Here is a 17,929-nt window from a genome sequence, read left to right on the forward strand (position 1 = left end):
GGTTTTGGTTTCAGCGGCGCTTCACCAGCCGTGTGACCCGTACCACGGTCGCGTTCTCCGCCGGCATTCGTGCCCTCGAAATCTCGGGCCCTGTTCTCACGCGCCGGGGTCTTCTTCGAGGCTGATCGCACCGGTGGGGCAACGGGATACGACCTCGCGCAGAACGTCGAGCTGTTCGGCGTCGGGTCGCGCGTCGAGCAGGACGACGGAGCCGTCCTCGTCGCTCTGGTCGAACAGGTCAGGCGCGATCAGCGCGCACTGGCCCGCCGAACAGCACGCCTCACGGTCGGCGGTGATCCTCATCGGGTCTCAGTCCTACCTTGTGTGTCCGAGGTGGGCCGACATGTCCACGTCTTGTGGCCCTCTTGCATGACGGTGGCGGACGGCGGGAGAACGTCCCGCCGTCCGTCGCGTTCACCGCTCGTACGTCTCGATCAGTCGTCCCAGGTGACGCGGAGCGACCTGGGTCCGTAGTGCACGCAGTCGTCCCGCATCGGGACCTCGTCGGCCGGTACGGCCAGTCGCAGCGTGGGGAACCTGTCGAACAGGGCCTCGTAGCCGACGCGCAGGATCGTGCGGGCGAGATGCTGGCCGAGACACTGGTGGACGCCGTGGCCGAGCCCCAGGTGCCCGTGGTCCGTGCGGCCGATGTCCAGTTGGTCGGGGTTCTCGTAGCGCTCGGGGTCACGGTTGACGGCGGGGAGGGCGACCGTGACCACCTCGCCCTTCTTGATGGTCTGACCGGCGAACTCGACGTCTTCGAGCGCCCACCGGCTGGCCCCGAGGTGGGAGATGGTGAGGAAGCGGAGGAGCTCTTCGACGGCGGCCCCCATCAGCTCCGGGTCCTCCTGGAGCCTGGCCAGTTGGTCGGGGTGCTCAAGCAGGGTGTAGACGCCCATGGCGAGCATATTGCCCGTGGTGTCGAAGGCCCCGGTGATCAACGTGGCGGTCATGCCCATGAGTTCGCGCTCGGTGAGCTGCCCACCACGGATGAGGTCCCCGAGGATGTCGTCCCTGGGGTCGTTGATCCGGCTGGGAACGAAGCGGGCCAGGAACCCGCTCATCCCGGACACGGCGGCGAGCGCCTCGGGAACGGTGGTGGAGAGCCGGCCGAGTGTCTCCACATGACGCTGGAGGCTCTTCCGCTCCGATTCGGGGACGCCGATCATCTCGCACATCACCCGGGAGGGAACGGAATCGGTGAAGACCTCCACCAGGTCGGCGCCCGGTCCTGCCTCTTCCAGATCGTCGAGCTGCTCGTGCACGATGCGCTCGATCATGGGGGTGAGTTGACGCGTGCGCCGGACCGTGAAAAAGCCGGTGACCAGCTTCCGATACCTGCTGTGGACCGGGTCGTCCGTCTTCGCGAAAGCGCCCGGATCGGCAGGGCCTTCGTACGCCAGCTCCGTGGGGACGGGGGAGATTATTCCTTCCTGGCGGGCGCTGAAGCTTTTGTGGGTGAGCAGTTCCTTGGCTTCGGCATGCCGGGTGATGAGCCACCCTGGCGTGCCGTCCGGATAACTCATGCGCGTTATCCGCTCCTGCTCGCGCAGGGGGGTGTAGCCATCCGGAGGATCGAAGGGGCAGCTCCGCTTGGTGGGCAGCGAAACAGGGGGGCGCAGGACGTCGACCAAGACTCCTCCATCGATTCACGAGCCATGCATCGAGGTCGTCGGCGGCTACACCGGCTGGCTCGATCTCGATGCTAGCTTCGCCGTCCACCCGACAGCCCATCAGAAACCCTCCGGCGGGCGCATTCTGTGGAATCCCTTAGACAAAAGGCAGGAACTGTTGACCTCCGCGCGCGAGCGCACTCACCGCACCGGCCGCGAGGCGTGCGGGAGCGCGGGTGTGCGGGGGTGCGGGTGTGCGGGGGTGCGGGTGTGCGGGGGTGCGGGTGTGCGGGGGTGCGGGTGTGCGGGGGGTGCGGGTGTGCGGGGGTGCGGGGGTGTCTTGCTCACCCGTCGGGCCCGCTCGTCCCTAACGCGCCTCACACGGCCGGCCCCTCGCCTCGCCGCTCTCATTCCCTCCCGCTACGACGGACCGGCTCTGCCCAAGGCCTCCGGGCCAGGTGCCCGGCGCGGCGCGGCGCCGGTTCGGAAAACCGTTCGCCGGGCCGCGTCCGAGAGGCCGAGACTGTGGGCCGATCGCATCGCAGAGAGTGGGCCAGCGCTGACGTACAACCGAGACACCCTCCCCCTGCCGGAGAACCGCGTGCCGCCCGCCCCGCTCGGCAGCCTGGGGAACTGGGACGGCCTCGATCCGGCCCGCCACCCGTTCGACTGGGACGCCGAGGAGGAGGCCCGGCTGTGCGCGCTGCTGCGCGAGTGGGTGCCGCCCGTGCTCTCCGGCATGGCTGGCTGGTGGCAGGGCGAGCACTGGTGCGAGAGCCAGTTGGACGCGCTCATCCGGGAGCGCTACGGGAACTGGGCCCAGGGGTGGAACTGGTGCTACCGGTACGGCGGGCCCATCGGCGCCTGGGTCACCGGGGCGAGTTCGGTGACCACCCCCGACGAGACCGCCGCCCGCGCCGTGGCCGCGCTGTTGGAGTGGCGGGAGTGGCTGGAGCGGTTGGCTCGGCTGTTCGCGGAGTTGGATCCGCCGCCGGACGCGGCCCCCGAGGACCGGAGCTGGCACCTGGAGCGGGCCTGCGTCCGGCTCGTGACGCTCGCGCTGGACTCGGGCGCGGAGGGCGGCTGGCACGGCCAGGCCACGCGGGTGCTCCAGTGGTTCCTCAGCAGCACGGGCATGAGCCAGGCCGAGGCCGAACAGGCGGTGAAGGCGGCGATCGGCGGGCGGTTCCAGAGCTGGGTCGACCCCGGGCGGGCGCTGGTCGAGTCCGTGGGTGAGGACCTGGCGGTCGACCTCACCGGCCACGCCCCCTACCAGGACCACCGGGAGCGGGCGGCCTTGGAGGAGCTTCATGACCGCCCCTGACAGCCTCGCGGTCTGGCTGCGCGTACGCCGGGCCGCCGCCTGGCACCTGGCACCGGCCCTGCGACCGGCGCTCCCCGCGCGTGACGGGTTCCGGGCCTGGTGCCGGGGGCCGGTGCGCCGGCGCGACCCCGTCCGTGCCGAGCGGCTGCTCGCCGCCCACGCGCTGGCCAGTGCCGACGCCGCGCGCCGCGCCCCACTGGAGTTCGCCCGCCTGGCCGCCTGGCAGTGCGAGGTCCTGGGCCAGGCGCGGGCGCCGTTCCGTACGGCCGACGCCCACGCGAAGGCCGGCCGTGAGCGCTACGCCCTTGGCCCGCGCACCGAGGCGGCCTTCGCCGCCTGCCTGCGCGGGGCCGGCGACCCGCGGCTCCCGTTGGCGGCCCGCGCGGCCCGGGCCTATCTCGACGTGGCGTTCTTCCACCCCTTCACCGACGGCAACGCCCGCGCGGCCCTGCTGACCCTGGTCCACGTGCTGGCCCGGGAGGGCGTCGTCCTTCCCGAAGTCGGGCCCCTCCAGACCACCCGCTACGCGGACGACCCGGTAGGCGCCGCCGACCTGGCCACGCTCATCGGCGTACTCAACCGCCGGGGATGACGGCCCGGCCGCGCCTCCACCGCTCGCGCCCGGTGCGGGTGTGGCCGAGAAGGCTCCCTGGGACGGGAGTTCGGTCCTGGTTAGGCTGGGCCGCACGGAACGACGTACGGAGACGACGCGCGGCGCGTGCGCGCGGCGCGAGTGAGGGGTCGGCGGGTGCTGAACGAGGTTGCGGGGTTGCGCGTACCAACGGGTCAGGCGGCGGAGGCGGCGCGGCTGGTCTGTACGGAGTACGCGGATGATGCGCTGTACCACCACTCCGTGCGGTCGTACTTCTTCGGTGCGGCCTGGGCGCAGGCGCGCGGGCTCGACTTCGACAGCGAGCTGCTCTACGTCTCGGCACTGCTGCACGACCTGGGGCTCACGGCGCCCTTCGACAGCCACACGATCGCGTTCGAGGAGGCTGGTGGCCATGTGGCCCGGGTCTTCACGGCCGGTCTCGGCTGGCCGACCGAGCGTCGCGACCGGGCGGCCGAGGTGATCGTGCTCCACATGCGCGACGAGGTGGCGCCGGAAGTGGACGTGGAGAGCCGGCTGTTGCAGGAGGGGACCAGCGCGGACGTGACCGGGACGGGCCTGGAGGAGTACGACCCCGAGTTCACGCGGGCGCTCGTGGCGGCGTACCCGCGGCTGGGGTTCGGCGCGTCCTTCGTCCGCCTCTTCCGGGACCAGGCCGACCGCAAGCCGGAGTGCGCGGCAGCCGGGTTCTTCACGCGCGGCGGCGCCGAGCGGACCCTCGCCCACCCCTTCGAACAGAGCTGAGACCGGGCGGGGTGCGGGCCCGGGGGGGTAGCCCCGGCCCGTGTCCCGCGGCTTCGACCACCGGAACGCCCGCCCCGCGGTTGCCATCGCACCGCGCGGCGGGCGTTTCGCGTGCCCGGCCGAGCCCCCGGTGGGCCCGGCCCCTGTGGTGCGCGGGCGCGTCAGCTCCGCGCGTCGCGGCGGGCGCGGTACGCGCGTTGCTGGCAGGCCCGGGAGCAGTAGGCGCGGGGCCGGCCGCGCGGGGACTGGGCGACGGGTGCCCGGCAGCCGGCGCAGCGGGCCGCCTTTTCGTCACACGCGGGCTGGTCCGACGGGCTTTCGTCACGCGCCGGGCGACGGGAGCGCGCTGGCCGCTCACCGCTACCGGCCGCGCGGGCGGCGGCGACGAGGTCGCCACCGAGGCCGCGCCCGACGGGGGTGTTCCGGCTCAACTCGCCGTCCAGTACGGGGCACTGGGCCATGTCGTCGCTCTCGCAGCTCAGCAGGTGGCGCAGGTAGTCGCGGGCGGCCCGCAACCGCTCGACCTCCTGGTCCAGCAGGTCGATCTGCTCGCTGACGACGCGCTGCCAGCCGCTGAGCGTGGCCTTTCCCGAGGTGACGACGGCGGTCCGGTCCAGCGGCAGCCGCCCCACCACGCGGCACAGATAGGCGACGCCCAGGCGACGCAGGTCGCGTTCGCGGTAGCGCCGTCGGCCGCCGTCGCGGGCGGGTGGGGACAGCACCCCCTGCCGCTCCCACCAGCGCACGGTGGAGGGCGCGAGTTCGTACAGGGCCGCCGCGTCCCCGATGGAGACCGCACTCTTCGTCACCGGTCCAGTTGACATCAAGTCGGCTTCACCAGACAAGATCTAAGTAAGGCAAGCCTTAGTGGTCGTTGTCGAGCGGGCCCGCCGCGCCCGGCGCGTCCCGCACGCGGCACTCGACACAGCCCTCACCACACATCACCACACACCCGTCACGCGGTCGTGCGCACGGTCACGCGCCCACACCACCGGCACGGCCGAAGCACGCCAGGGCGTGCGGGCGCGTCGCCGCGCATTCCGCGACAGAGAGGTTCAGCCATGGAAGCAGTCGAGTACGCGGAGACCGTCATCATCGGCGCCGGCCAGCAAGGGTGCGCGGTGGCCGCGTCCTTACAGGACGTCGGTCGCGAGGCGGTCGTCCTGGAACGGGGCGAGATCGGCCAGGCGTGGGCGCACGAACGGTGGGACAGCCTGCTCGTGGGGAGCGGTGTTCGCTCGATACGGTTCCCCGGTTGGGAGTTCGTGAGCGACGACCCGCACGCCTCGCTGTCCGGCCCGGAACTGGCCGGACACCTGCGTCGCTACGCAGCCGAGCGAAAGCTGTGCGTACGCCAGCACACGCCGGTCCACAAGGTCGAATGCCCGCCGGGGGTCGCCGCCGGTGACGACGTGCGCTTCCGGACCCACCTCGACACCGGCGGCGTCATCGAGTCCCGCAACCTCGTGGCGGCCGTGGGCGGTTACGCGGCCCCGCGCGTCCCGGACGTTGCCGCCGCCATCGATCCGTGCGTGCACCAGACGCATTCGCGCCACTACCGCAACCCCGCCTCGCTGCCGGACGGTGCCGTCCTGGTGGTGGGCGCGGGCATCAGCGGCCAGCAGATCGCCGACGAACTCGCGGACGCCGGACGCCGCGTCTTCCTCTCTGTCGGCCGGCACCGCGCGTGGCCGCACCGTTATCGCGGTCGTGGCATCCACGAGTGGATGTTCGCCTTCGGCCTCTACGAGGACTTCGTCACCCGGAACACGGGTGGGTCGGCGGTGCTGCCCGGGTTGCCGGTGACCGCCGTGACCAGTGGCGAGGGCGACCTGAACCTCGGCACGCTGGCGGCCAAGGGCGTCGTCCTCGTCGGGTCAACGCACGGGGCCGAGCGTCACACGCTGCTGTTGGCCGACAACGTGCTGGCCACGGTGGAAGAGTCGGCCCGCGCGTACCGGCAGGTCATCGACGCCATCGACGCGGGCATCAGCCGGCGGGGGTTCGTGGTGCCGGAGCAACGGCCCGCGCCGGAGGTCCGGCGGGACCACATCGCCGACTTCGGGCCCCGCCTCGACCTGGCGGAGCACGGCATCACGGCCATCGTCTGGTGCACCGGGTTCGGGCCCGACTACCGCATCCTGCCGGCCGAGGTGCTCGACGAACACGGGGCGCCCCGCCAGGAGAAGGGCCTCGTCGGAGCGGTCCCCGGGCTGTACTACGCCGGCCTCCCGAACGGCGACTCGCTGGCCTCGGTGGCCATCTCGGCCTGCGTCGACAACGGGCGGTTCATCGCCGGCCAGATCCACATCGACCACGTCATGCGGTCCGGTTCGGCGGAGCCGGTCATCGTGGCGTAGCACCGCGCGCGGGTGCCGGGGCCGCCCCCGCGCCCGTCGGGGCCCGCGCGCCCGTCGGGGCCGGCCCCGGCGGGCGCGCGGCGTCCGAGCCGTCAGGGCGTGACGGTGGAGACCACGTACACCTTCGGGTGGTCCGGGTTGTCGAGGTCGACCGTGATGTCGAGCGTCGGCTCGGGGTCCTTCTGGTCGATGACGCCGCCGGCCCACTTCCCGTCGGCGTCCAGTTTCCAGCCGACGACGCCCGCCGTCTTGGCGTCGATGGTGATCCGGCCGTCGTTGAGCACGTCGCGGTCGGCGCCGAGCCGGCCGAGGAACTTGTCCAGCCCCTTGGGGTTGGTGACGAACTGGACGTACATCTGGCTCCGCTTCCACGAGTTGGTCTCGTAGAAGGCGACGTCAACGGAGTACGAGGGGATGGGCGTGTCGTAGATCCGCCGCTGTACCTTGCTCGGCCAACTGTGGGTCAGCCCGGTGGCCGCCGCGTTCTCCTGCTTGTCCTCGCCGCTGCCCCGGCTCTTCTGCGCCGAGATGGCCATGTACCCGGCCGGGATGGCGATCAACAGGAACAGGGTCACCTTGCGCCGCCAGGAACGCCTGCCCTGCCTGGTCTCGCTCGTCTGGGACTGCTGACTCATCGCCGTCCTGCCTGTGCGTAGCGCTCGTACCGCTCGACCCGGCGCCGGTTGGCGCGCCGGAACCTGCGGGCGACGAGGCGGGCCAGGTCGGCCGCGCCGACCAACCCCGCCTCGTTGCCGAGCTGGGCCTTGATGATGCGGGCCTCGGGCCGGTACCCACGACCGGTGAGCGTACGCCGGAACGCGTCCCTGGCCGGCCCGATGAGGAGATCGTCGGCGGCGCTTACGCCGCCCCCGATGACGAAGCAGGACGGGTCGAGCGCGGCGGCGAGGTTGGCGATGCCCACGCCGAGCCACTGGCCGATGTCCTGCAGGAGTTCCACACACATGGCGTCGCCGTCGCGGGCCAGCTCGGTGATGATCGGACCGGTGATCTCCTGGACGTTGCCGCCGACCCGGTCGATGATCCCGTACGCCACCGGCGAGTCCGCCGCCGCCAGCTCCCTGGCCTCGCGGACCAGCGCGTTGCCCGAGCTGTACTGCTCCCAGCAGCCACGGTTGCCGCACGGGCAGCGGTGGCCCGCGGGCACCACCTGCATGTGGCCGAACTCGCCGGCGACGCCGTACTTGCCGCGCTTGACCTGGCCGTCCTCCAGGATCGCGCCGCCGATGCCGGTGCCGAGCGTGATCATCACCAGGTGGTCCTCGCCGCGCCCGGCGCCGAACCGCCACTCCGCCCAGGCGGCGGTGTTGGCGTCGTTGTCGACCATGACCGGCACCGCGAGCCGCCCGGCGAGTCGGTCCCGCAGCGGCTCGTCGCGCCAGGCCAGGTGGGGCGCGAACAGCACCCGGGAGCGGTCGGCGTCCACCCAGCCGGCCGCGCCGATGCCCACCGCGTGCACGTCGTGCCGGTCGGACAGGTCGAGCACCAGCTCGACGATGGTGTCCTCGACGACCTTGGGGCTCTTGGACTTGTCCGGGGTCTCGGTACGGAGCCGCTCCAGTATGTTGCCGTCGGCGTCCACGACGCCCGCCGCGACCTTGGTCCCCCCAATGTCGATGCCCACGGTGGGCACCCGGGGCGCGGTCAGGTGTGAGCGGCGCTCGCGGGTGCCTACGGTGCGCAGCACGGTGGCCCGGGCGGAGCCTCGGTGCACTCGCTCGCGGTACAGGCTCATCGGCCGTCCCTCTCGCCGGTGTGGGGGGCGGCGGCAGCTCCGCGTGGTGCGTGGCTTCGATCGCCGCGGGTTCGGTCGCTGCGGGTTCGTGCGCGCAAGAGTCGTCGTCCCTGCGGGTGTCGTGGGAGGCCAACGGCCTCGGGCGTGCGGTCGGGCGTGACGGGCGTGACCCGCCGTGGCGATTGTGCCTCACTCGCGCTACGCGGCGCATGGCGGAGCGGCGGTCCTCGGCCGGGCGGGGCGGTACGCGCTGGATGCCCCTGTTGACCGTCGAACGTCGCTCGACCACTTCCGCGGTGGCGCACCACGAAGGACGCGGCGAGCGGCGAGGTTACCTGACCCGGGCCGCGAAACCGGCGCACCCGCTGGCGCACGCCGGCTGACGGGGGCCGTCGCCGGCACCGGGGCCGGCGGTGTCGTCGACGCCGTCGGCGCGGCCGGGCCCGGTCGGCCCGGCCGTGCCGGTGGGTCACTCGGCGGTGATCGCTCGGCGGTCGATGACTCGGCGGCGGGTCACTCGGCCGTGGGTCGGCCCGGGCGCAGGGTGGGCGTGCTGGCGCGGGCCAGTTCGTGGCTCAGCTCCTCCAGCTCGCTGCCGCCGGCCATCTGCCGGGTCAGCTCGTCCAGGGTGATCTCCGACTTGGCGTGGCTGCCCGCCATCGTGCCCCGCTTGAGGAGGACGAAGCGGTCGCCGACCAGGTACGCGTGGTGCGGGTTGTGCGTGATGAGGACCACGCCGAGGCCGGCGTCGCGGGCCGCGGCGACGTACTTGAGGACGACGCCGGACTGCTTGACGCCGAGCGCCGCGGTCGGCTCGTCCAGGACGAGGACCTTGGCGCCGAAGTAGACGGCCCGCGCGATCGCCACGCACTGCCGCTCGCCGCCGGAGAGGGTGCCGATCGGCTGGTCCACGTCGCGCAGGTCGATGCCCATCCGCCGCAGCTCGGTGCGGGTCGTCTCGCGCATGGTCGCGGTGTCCAGGCGACGCAGCGGGCCACGGCCCTTCGTCGGCTCGGAGCCGAGGAAGAAGTTGCGCCACACCGGCATCAGCGGCACCACGGCCAGGTCCTGGTAGACGGTGGCGATGCCCCGGTCGAGCGCCTCGCGCGGGGAGCCGAGCCGCGCCGTCTGGCCGTCGATGCGGAAGGTGCCGGCGTCGTGCTGGTGCAGCCCGGAGATGATCTTGATGAGGGTGGACTTGCCCGCGCCGTTGTCGCCCAGCACGCAACTGATCTCGCCGGCCCGCACCTCAAGCGAGACGCCCTCAAGCGCCTTGACGTTGCCGTAGTACTTGCTGACGTCGCTCAGCTCGACCAGCGGCGCCTCGGCGGCGTCGGCGCCCTCGGCGGCGGCGCCGGTGGCCGCGCTCGCCCCGGTGGCCGCGCTCGCGCCGGTGCTCGCCGGTCGCGGCGCCGGGTTGGCCGGCACGCCCTCGCCCGGGCCCTGCGGCTGCTGCTCGCGCTCGCTCACTTGCTCGCCTCCGCCCGCTTGCGCACCCACGCGTTCAGCAGGGTGGCCAGGAGGAGCATCGCGCCGAGGAAGAACTTGAACCAGTCGGCGTCCCACTGCGCGTACACGATGCCCTTGTTCGTCATGCCGAAGATCAGCGCGCCCACGGCGGCGCCGATCGCCGAGCCGTAACCGCCGGTCATCAGGCAGCCGCCGATGACGGCCGCGATGATGTAGAGCAGTTCGTTGCCCACACCCTCGCCGGACTGCACGGTGTCGAACGAGAACAGCAGGTGCTGCCCGAGCACCCAGGCACCGAAGCCGGTGCCCATGTACAGGGCGATCTTGGTGCGGGCGACCGGCACGCCGACCGCGCGGGCCGCGTGCGCGTTGCCGCCGGCGGCGAAGATCCAGTTGCCCGCCCGGGTGCGCAGCAGGATCCAGGTGGCCAGGGCGACCAGGGCCAGCCACCACACGATGGTGATTTTGATGTTCACGTCGCCGATGGTGTGCTGCGAGGCGAATACCTTACGGGCGGACTCGAAGCCCTCCATGTCCCCGATGGTCTTGGTCGAGACCTTGCCGCTGATCAGCTTGGTGAAGCCGAGGTTCATGCCGGTCAGCATGAGGAACGTGGCCAGCGTGATGATGAAGCTCGGCAGTCCCGTACGGACCAGGACGATGCCGTTGAAGAAGCCGATCGCCAGGCTCGTCAGCAGGGACACCCCGACGCCGACCCACACGTTGGCCGTCATTTGGTAGCTGAACATGGACGAGACCAGCGCGGAGGTGGTGACCGCGACGCCGGTGGAGAGGTCGAACTCGCCGCCGATCATCAGCAGCGCCACCGGCACCGCCATGATGCCGATGGTCGAGGACGCGTACAGCACCGTGGAGAGGCTGGAGAGCTGGAGGAAGCTGTTGGCGACGACCGAGAAGAAGACGAAGACGGCCACCGCGCCGACCACCGCGCCCAGCTCGGGGCGACCGAGCAGGCGGCGGAGCGTGGAGCGGTGCAGCAGCCGTTCGTCCGGTTCTGGCGGGTCGGCCGGGGTCGTGGGGCGGGCCAGGGAGCTACTCACCGGGTGCCCCGATCCGCGTACTCGGCCAGCTCGTCCGCCTCGTCCTTGGTGACGATCTGCGGGCCGGTCAGCACCGGCTGGCCGCCGCCGAGCACGTCGGCGTTGTACTTGTACAGCCACAGCAGGTCGACGGCCTGGTAGCCCTGGAGGTAGGGCTGCTGGTCCACGGCGAAGCCGAGGTCACCGTTGGCGAGCCCCTGGGCGACCTGCTTGCTGAGGTCGAAGGTGTTGATCTCCGCGTCGCTGCCGGCCTGTTTCTTGGCCTTGACGGCGGTGTCGGCGAAGGGCGCGCCGAGCGTCACGACCGCGTCGTAGTCACCGGACTGGAGCTTGGCCTCGATGGCGGAGAGGACGTCGGGCATGTTGGTGCCCTCGACGTAGAGGTTCTCCAGCTTGCCCTTGAAGGTCTTGCGGGCGCCGTCGCAGCGCTGCTCGTGGCCGACGTTGCCCTGCTCGTGCAGGACGCACAGGGCCTTCTTCCGGCCGCGCTTGGTCAGCTCGTCGCCGACCGCCTCGCCGGCGATGGTCTCGTCCTGGCCGATGTGGCTGAGGGCGCCGAACGCCTTGGACTCGGCCGATCCGGAGTTCACCGTGATCACCGGGATGCCGGCCTTGCGGGCCTTGGCGACGACGGCCTTCATGGCGTCGGGCTTGGCGAGCGTGACGATGAGCCCGTCGACCTTCTGGTCGATGTAGCTCTGCACCTGCTCGCTCTGCTGCTGGCCCTCGTCGCTGTGCGCGTAGAGGAGCTTGATGTTGTCCTTGACCGCCGCCTGCTTGGCGCCGCTGCGGACGATGTCCCAGAAGGAGTCCCCGTCGCCCGAGTGCGTGACCATCGCGACGGTCCAGCGCGGCGTGTCGACCGCCGCGCGCCCGTGTGCGGACTTGGCCGCCCGCTCCTCCGCGCGCTTGCCGCCCGTACTGCTGCATCCCGCAAGGGTCGCGCCGACCACCGCTGCCAGCACGGCGCTCACGGCGCGTACCCCTGTCCGAACCCTTGCCACGAGGACTTGCCCTTCTCCACTGAATGTCACGGTGCGGCCGGGTACCGTTCACCCGCCCCGGCCGCCCAAGTATCCGTCACCGCTGCTGGGCGCGGCTCCAGCGGGTCCCGCGCGCGGCGTACGCGCCGCCCCGCGCCGCCTGGGGCGTGCCGCGAGACGGCCGCCTCGCTCCCGACTTCCCCCGGCTCCTTCCGGCCGCGTGCGAGCGGTTGGAGGAGTTGTAGCGGCGCGCGCCACCCACCGTCAATGCTTTGTCAGAACATTCTGACGAAGGGATCTTCACCGGACCGGCCCGCGCCCGGGCGCGGCGGGTCAGCGTACGCGGTACGGCCGGCCGGACGACACCCGGGACGAATCCGGCCCGGGGTCGCGGGCCGACCGACTCAGGGGCGGACCAGGAGCTGGAACTCGAAGGCGTAGCGCGAGGCCCGGTAGGTGTGCGAGCCGAACTCGATCGCGCGCCCGGTGTCGTCGAAGGTGGTCCGCTCCATGGTGAGCAGCGGCGCGCCCACGGACTCGGCGAGCCGCTCCGCCTCGTCGGCGGTGGCCGCGCGGGCGCCGACCGTCTGCCGGGCGCTGTGCAGCGTGATGCCGGCCCCGCGCAGCAGCCGGTAGAGCCCGGTCTCCTCCAGCGCCGCGCTCTCCAGCGCCAGCAGCCCGGTCGGCAGGTGGTTGCGCAGGTGGGCCATGGGTTCGCCGTGCGCGAGGCGCAGCCGTTCCACCAGCACCACGTCCGCCCCCTCGGGGAGGCCGAGGGCCGCGGCGACCTGGGCGGTGGCGGGCTGGACGGCGTGTCGCAGGACCCGGGTGGCGGGCCGCTGGCCCGCGGCCTCCAGGTCGTCGTAGAGACTGCTCAGCTCCAGCGGGCGCTTGACCTGGCTGTGCACGACCTGGGTGCCCACGCCACGGCGGCGCACCAGGAGTCCCTTGTCGACCAGCGACTGGATGGCCTGGCGCACCGTGGGGCGGGAGAGGCCGAGCCGGCCGGCGAGGTCGATCTCGTTGCCCAGCAGGCTGCCCGGCGCGAGTTCGCCCTGCTCGATGGCGGCCTCGAGCTGCTGGGCCAACTGGAAGTACAGCGGGACCGGACTGCCACGGTCCACGCTGAACTGGACGGCCGCCGCCGAACGCAGCCCGCCCGTCGCGTCTCCTTGCTTCGCCACGGGCCGAGGGTATCCGCAGCGACAGTTGACGGAAAGTCGTGAAGTCTGATTGTCCGGACAAAGCGCGATCCGGCGAGGTAAGGCGGGGTCGGGGCCGCCCCACGCGGTTCCGGCGACGGGCGAGTGCCAGGGGGAGAGCCGGCGTGCGCGCGTCAGGCGCGGCCCGGGCGACGGGCGTACGCCACCCCGGGTGGACGAGGCGTGGCCCGCCGTGCGGCCACGGGGAGACGGGGCCGGCCGCGCGCCCGGACCGTCGCCGCGCGCGGGCCGGGCTTCACCGCACGCGGACCGGACCCAGCCGGCCCGTGCGCGACCCGGCGAGATCACTCCCGCGCGTCCGCCAGCCGCGCCAGCAGGTCCGCGGCCCGCTTGGCCACCACGTCCCGGTCGCCCTGGGCCAGCGCCGTGCCCATGCCGACGGCCACCGCGCCGGCGGCGATCCACTCCGGGGCGTCCTCCAGGGTCACCCCGCCGGTGGGCAGCACCGGCGCCTGCGGCAGCGCGGCGCACACGTCCTTCAGCCAGCGCGGCCCGTACGCCGAGGCGGGGAAGAGCTTGAGCGCGTCCGCGCCCAGCTCCAGCGCGCGCACCATCTCGGTGGGCGTGGCGACGCCGGGGAAGACGGGCAGCCCGTACCGGTGGCCGGTACGGATGACCTCGGCGTCCAGGCTCGGCGAGACCAGGTAGGTGGCCCCCGCCTCCACGGCCATCCGCGCCGCCTGGGCGTCCAGCACGGTGCCCGCGCCGATCACCGCGTCGGCGCCCACCTCGCGGGTGAGGGTGGTGATGGCCTCCAGCGCGAAGGGCGTGGTCAGCGAGATCTCCATGCTGGTGATGCCGGCCGAGAGGAGCGTGTCGGCCGTCGCCGCGGCCTGGTCGTAGCTCTCGGTACGGATGATGGCGAAGACCCGCTGTTCGAGCGCGGCCCGGGTGATCTCCCAGCGGTACACGGCAGTTCGCCGCCCTTCTTCACGTGCGGTCGGGTGAGGACAGAGACAGGGGACAGAGGACAGGATGCGGGGGGGGTGGCAGCGACGGGTAGGGATGGCGGGCGGGGCGGGTTGGCGCGGGGCGCCGTGGTGGGGCGGGGTGCGGGAGCTTCGGACGGGCCACAGGGCCGGGCCGGGGAGCGCGTCGCCGTCGGCGGCACGTGCGCCGCTCGCGGAGATCTCGCATCGTCCTGCGCCGGTCTTGTGTCCCGCTGGCGGGACCATGGTGCGACGGGGCCCGGTACGCGCCCACTCGCTCGCCCGTGGGCCCGACACGAGGCACCAACGAACCCAACGTGCGAGGAACGGTGATCGTTCGCAAGTGGCGCGGCGCGTTCTTCACGGCGCGTTCTTCGCCCGCCGCGCCCGTCGCGACCTCGCGCAGGCCCGCGCGCTGGGTGGTCAACGGTGCACGGCGTCGATCCCCTCCGTGTAGGCCGCCAGCGCCCGGTCCCGCACGGCCGGGCTCGGCAACCCGGCCGTGTCCGTCGGGGACTGGATGGCCAGCGCCGCGACGCAGGCCGCCTCGGCGAGCGCCGCCTGCTCGGGCAGGCCGCGCAGCCAGCCGGAGAGGTATCCGGCGGCGAAGGCGTCGCCCGCGCCGACCGGGTCCACCACCGGGACCGCGAACGGGCTCTGGTCCCAGCGGCCGGCGCCGGTGTACGCGGTCGCCGAGTGGTCCGCGCGCTTGATCACGACCGCGCGCGCACCCTCCTTGACCAGGTCGGCGGCGGCCTCGTCGGCCGGCCGCGCGGTCAGCAGCTCCAGTTCGTCCGTGCCCGCGAGGAGCAGGTCGGCTTCGGCCAGCAGGGGCCCCACGATCTGCGCCCACTGGGCGGCGCCGCCGAGCTTGCGGCGCACGTTGGGGTCGAAGGAGACCAGCGCGCCCGCGGCCCGGGCCAGTTCGATCAGGCGACGCGTGGCGTCGGCCGCGGTCGGCGAGAGCATCGGCGTGATGCCCGACAGGTGCAGCAGCCGCACCCCGTCGAGCGCGGCGGGCGGTATGTGCGCCGGCTCCAGGTGCGCGGCGGCCGAACCCGCGCGGAAGTACTGCACGTCGATGGCGCGGGAGGGGTGACAGTCCCGCAGCAGCAGGCCGGTGGGGGCGTGTTCGTCCACGCCCACCTGACTGACGTCCACGCCGTCCGCCCGCAGCTCGCCGAGGACGGCGGCGCCGGGCGCGTCCGCCCCGAGGCGGCCCAGCCAGCGCACGTGGTGCCCGAGTCGGGCGAGGCCGACCGCCACGTTGGACTCGGCCCCCGCGATGGAGCGACGGAAGTGGGTCGCCCGGTCCAGCGGTACGCCAGGCTCGGCCAGCATCAGCAGCATGGCCTCACCGCACGTGACCACCTCGGGGCCGGACGTCCCCGGGCCATATGTCACCGATGCCTCCTCCTTACGTCCTTCCGCCCCCTCGAACGCGTTTCTACCGAAACGCTATCGGTTGGCACTGGCATCCGAGTCCGCGGGGGCGCACTCAGCTCGATTGGGAGCATTCATCTGCGCCCCGTACCCCCATCGTCCGCCCCACTCACCCCGCGCGCCCCACTGCCGCCATGGTCGTGGGCCCGATCGCCCGCCGTGGCCCGGCCCTTAGGCGGCGACGGCCGGGTGACACAGCCGGCGCGACCGACGGACGAGGCTGCCGGCGGCCGGGTAGCCAGCGCCCGCTGACCGAACTGTTCGGCGGTGAGGGTGGGGCGGGACGGGGTCGGCGCCGGGCCGGAGGAAGCACAACGGGCGCCCCGCGCGCGGGAGGTCGCGCGCCCGGAACGCGCGCGCTACGCCGCGTACCTCGTACGCCCGGCGGGCGCCCGCGGTGCGCGCCGACACGACGGTCGGGAGCCGCTGAGCGGTCTGACGGCGCGGGAGGAGCCGCCGTACGGGGCCGACCGCCCCGACGGTCATCGGCGCCCGACGGTCATTGGCGCCCGGCAGCGGGCGGCCGGCCCGTGGGCGCTGGACCACGGGGTGACGGCGGCCGGTCTGAACACCCGTCGGTTCGGCTACGACCGCGACCGGTCGGCCACCGACGAGTCATTGGCCTCGCTCGACGCCATACGGGATGACCACGCATGGGGGGTGGCCCCACCGGATCCCCGCCGGCGCGGCGGCCACCTTCCGCCGGCCGTCCGTCCGGCCCGACCTCGGCGCGCCGGCGGGGAGCCGGGGTGAACGGGAGAAGCGGCGGTCGGGGGTGGGGGCGCCGACCGCCGCTCCGGTCACGGGCCCGCGGGCTGGCGGGCCGCTGGCCGCGTCAGCAGCCGTAGTCGACCAGGTCGAAGGACCGGTAGTGGTCGGCGGTGTAGTAGTCCTCCTGGTGGCTGTCACCCGTCACGATGCGGCGGGCGCCACGGTCGGAGGAGCCGGGGGTCTTCACGGTGTACTCGTGGTAGTAGCCCCGCGGGTGCTGGGGCAGCAGCCCCTCGCGGTTCTGGAAGACGGTGCCGTCCTGCGGGTAGGGGTACGGGCCGCCCTTGTCGATCAGCCGCAGGGTGTCGTGGGCCTGAGAGGGCAGGTCCGAGTAGCAGATGTCGCCGACGGCGAGGCGGGAGAAGGTCGCCGACGCGGCGGGGCTCGCGGTGTCGACTGCCGGGGTGGCCGCGACGGCCGGGCCACCGATGAGAAGGGTCGTGGCGAGGGCGCCGAGGGCGCCGATGCGCGCGATGCGTGGGGGAATCCTCATGGAGTTAGCATGACGCGCGTAGACCGTGACATGTCAACGACAACTGGGCGATGTTTCCCAGGAGTTCACGGGACCCGCGCGGGGCCTCCCATCGCGGTGCACGTTTTTGCCTGTGAGGCAAAACTTTTGCCCCTGAGGCACGACCCGGCTATACCGGACGTATGACCACGCCCCCCGACGAGTCCGTCGCGGAGCTGCCGTCGGTCGCGCCCCGACTGCGCGACCTGCGACGGCGCTCCGGGCTGACGTTGGAGTCGGCCGCCCAGCGCGCCGGCCTGTCCCCCGCCCACCTGTCGCGGCTGGAGACCGGACGCCGCCAGCCCTCGCTGCCGATGCTGCTCGCGCTGGCCCGTACGTATGGCATCACGGTATCCGACCTGCTCGGCGAGGTCCCGGCGGAGCAGGACCCGATCGTGCGGGCCGACCGGATGGAGGCGTCGCCCGCGGGCGGCTGGACGTACTGGCGCGCGGGCGGCTCGGGCCGGGCGATGCAGGCGCTGCGCGTGCACGTCCCGTACGGCGGGGCGCAGGACGAGCTGGTGCGGGTGCACCCCGGCGAGGAGTGGCTCTACGTGCTGCGGGGCCCGCTGCGGCTCGCGCTGGGCGACGCCGTGCACCGGCTCGACGCGGGAGACGCGGCCCACTTCGACTCGATCACCCCGCACCGCATCGCCGCCGAGTCGCCCGGCGGTGCGGAGCTGCTGTTCGTGCACACCCTGCTACAGAGCGGCGCCGCCGAGCTGTGCCTGGGCGACCGCGACCACCGCGCCATCGGAAGGACTGGTCGAGCATGAGCGACCGTACGCCGCACGCCGAGAACCCGAGGTCAGCGCAGCCGCCCACGGACCGCCCGGCCGGGGCCGGACCCGCCGCGCCCGAGACCGGCGCCGTGAGTGGGCCCGGCGACGCGGCGGCCAGCGCGCCCGAACCCCCCGTGCGGCCCGAGCCCGTCGAGTCCGGCCAGGCGGCGGCCAAGAAGGCGGACCGAGCGGCCATGAACGAGGAGGACCGCGCGCCCTGGGGGCTCACCATCCGCGTCACCTTCTACCTGGTGGGCGTGCACATCTTCGCGGCCTTCCTCTTCCTCCTGTTCCACCTGGGCGCGAAGTAGCCGCCGCCGGCCGTGTGGCGGCCGCCCGCTCCCCGCGCCGG

Annotated in this window: 18 protein-coding genes; 6 read left to right on the forward strand and 12 right to left on the reverse strand. The window is 73.0% G+C overall.

The window, feature by feature from the left end; all coding sequences use genetic code 11:
- Positions 1-96: 96 nt before the first annotated feature.
- Together OYE22_RS05485 and OYE22_RS05490 are read right to left on the reverse strand one after the other, a co-directional pair.
- Positions 97-303 carry a ferredoxin gene (locus OYE22_RS05485; RefSeq protein WP_277319354.1) on the reverse strand — a complete coding sequence of 69 codons (207 nt, stop codon included), beginning with the start codon at positions 301-303 and terminating at the stop codon, positions 97-99.
- 131 nt (positions 304-434) lie between these two features.
- Positions 435-1,634, reverse strand: a complete 1,200-nt coding sequence (locus OYE22_RS05490; RefSeq protein WP_277319355.1) for a cytochrome P450 — start codon at positions 1,632-1,634, stop codon at positions 435-437.
- Between the two features lie 580 nt (positions 1,635-2,214).
- Between OYE22_RS05490 and OYE22_RS05495 the strand changes: the two genes are divergently transcribed.
- From OYE22_RS05495 to OYE22_RS05505, 3 genes are all read left to right on the forward strand, one after another.
- Positions 2,215-2,937 (forward strand): hypothetical protein, encoded by a 723-nt coding sequence (locus OYE22_RS05495; RefSeq protein WP_277319356.1) that lies wholly within the window; start codon positions 2,215-2,217, stop codon positions 2,935-2,937.
- The gene (locus OYE22_RS05500; RefSeq protein WP_277319357.1) at positions 2,924-3,529 is read left to right on the forward strand and encodes a Fic family protein; all 606 of its coding nucleotides are present in this window, start codon (positions 2,924-2,926) and stop codon (positions 3,527-3,529) included. The genes OYE22_RS05495 and OYE22_RS05500 overlap by 14 nt, the downstream gene beginning before the upstream one ends.
- A gap of 156 nt (positions 3,530-3,685) precedes the next feature.
- Positions 3,686-4,291, forward strand: a complete 606-nt coding sequence (locus OYE22_RS05505; RefSeq protein WP_277319358.1) for an HD domain-containing protein — start codon at positions 3,686-3,688, stop codon at positions 4,289-4,291.
- A gap of 161 nt (positions 4,292-4,452) precedes the next feature.
- Here the strand turns inward: OYE22_RS05505 and OYE22_RS05510 are convergent, their stop codons facing one another.
- Positions 4,453-5,100: a MerR family transcriptional regulator gene (locus OYE22_RS05510; protein ID WP_277319359.1), complete on the reverse strand. Its 648-nt coding sequence runs from the start codon at positions 5,098-5,100 to the stop codon at positions 4,453-4,455.
- Between the two features lie 252 nt (positions 5,101-5,352).
- Between OYE22_RS05510 and OYE22_RS05515 the strand changes: the two genes are divergently transcribed.
- Complete coding sequence (locus OYE22_RS05515; protein WP_277319360.1) at positions 5,353-6,651, forward strand: NAD(P)/FAD-dependent oxidoreductase; 1,299 nt, start codon at positions 5,353-5,355, stop codon at positions 6,649-6,651.
- A 92-nt stretch (positions 6,652-6,743) separates the two neighbouring features.
- Here OYE22_RS05515 and OYE22_RS05520 read toward each other — a convergent pair whose 3' ends face one another.
- From OYE22_RS05520 to OYE22_RS05560, 9 genes are all read right to left on the reverse strand, one after another.
- Complete coding sequence (locus tag OYE22_RS05520; protein WP_277319361.1) at positions 6,744-7,286, reverse strand: hypothetical protein; 543 nt, start codon at positions 7,284-7,286, stop codon at positions 6,744-6,746.
- Positions 7,283-8,404 (reverse strand): ROK family glucokinase, encoded by a 1,122-nt coding sequence (locus tag OYE22_RS05525; protein WP_176164725.1) that lies wholly within the window; start codon positions 8,402-8,404, stop codon positions 7,283-7,285. The genes OYE22_RS05520 and OYE22_RS05525 overlap by 4 nt, the downstream gene beginning before the upstream one ends.
- Positions 8,405-8,917: 513 nt before the next feature.
- Entirely contained in the window at positions 8,918-9,721 is an 804-nt protein-coding gene (locus OYE22_RS05530; protein WP_277323994.1) for an ATP-binding cassette domain-containing protein, read from the reverse strand.
- Positions 9,722-9,870: 149 nt separating this feature from the next.
- A complete protein-coding gene (locus OYE22_RS05535; protein ID WP_277319362.1) occupies positions 9,871-10,935 on the reverse strand; it encodes an ABC transporter permease in 1,065 nt (354 codons plus the stop codon).
- Positions 10,932-11,909, reverse strand: coding sequence for a sugar ABC transporter substrate-binding protein (locus OYE22_RS05540; protein ID WP_277319363.1), 978 nt, complete (start codon positions 11,907-11,909; stop codon positions 10,932-10,934). Before OYE22_RS05540 ends, OYE22_RS05535 begins: the two co-directional genes overlap by 4 nt.
- A gap of 413 nt (positions 11,910-12,322) precedes the next feature.
- Positions 12,323-13,042 carry a GntR family transcriptional regulator gene (locus OYE22_RS05545; RefSeq protein ID WP_348652264.1) on the reverse strand — a complete coding sequence of 240 codons (720 nt, stop codon included), beginning with the start codon at positions 13,040-13,042 and terminating at the stop codon, positions 12,323-12,325.
- Positions 13,043-13,425: 383 nt separating this feature from the next.
- On the reverse strand, positions 13,426-14,052 hold the full coding sequence (eda, locus tag OYE22_RS05550; protein ID WP_277319365.1) for a bifunctional 4-hydroxy-2-oxoglutarate aldolase/2-dehydro-3-deoxy-phosphogluconate aldolase: 627 nt from the start codon (positions 14,050-14,052) through the stop codon (positions 13,426-13,428).
- 441 nt (positions 14,053-14,493) lie between these two features.
- A complete protein-coding gene (locus tag OYE22_RS05555) occupies positions 14,494-15,474 on the reverse strand; it encodes a sugar kinase (RefSeq protein ID WP_277319366.1) in 981 nt (326 codons plus the stop codon).
- 874 nt (positions 15,475-16,348) lie between these two features.
- Entirely contained in the window at positions 16,349-16,777 is a 429-nt protein-coding gene (locus tag OYE22_RS05560; protein ID WP_277319367.1) for a ribonuclease, read from the reverse strand.
- A gap of 161 nt (positions 16,778-16,938) precedes the next feature.
- Between OYE22_RS05560 and OYE22_RS05565 the strand changes: the two genes are divergently transcribed.
- A complete protein-coding gene (locus OYE22_RS05565) occupies positions 16,939-17,571 on the forward strand; it encodes an XRE family transcriptional regulator (RefSeq protein WP_277319368.1) in 633 nt (210 codons plus the stop codon).
- On the forward strand, positions 17,568-17,888 hold the full coding sequence (locus tag OYE22_RS05570; protein ID WP_277319369.1) for a DUF6126 family protein: 321 nt from the start codon (positions 17,568-17,570) through the stop codon (positions 17,886-17,888). The genes OYE22_RS05565 and OYE22_RS05570 overlap by 4 nt, the downstream gene beginning before the upstream one ends.
- The last annotated feature ends 41 nt before the right edge of the window (positions 17,889-17,929 follow it).

It is taken from the genome of Streptomyces sp. 71268 (genome assembly GCF_029392895.1).
In the GTDB taxonomy this organism is placed as follows: Bacteria; Actinomycetota; Actinomycetes; order Streptomycetales; family Streptomycetaceae; genus Streptomyces.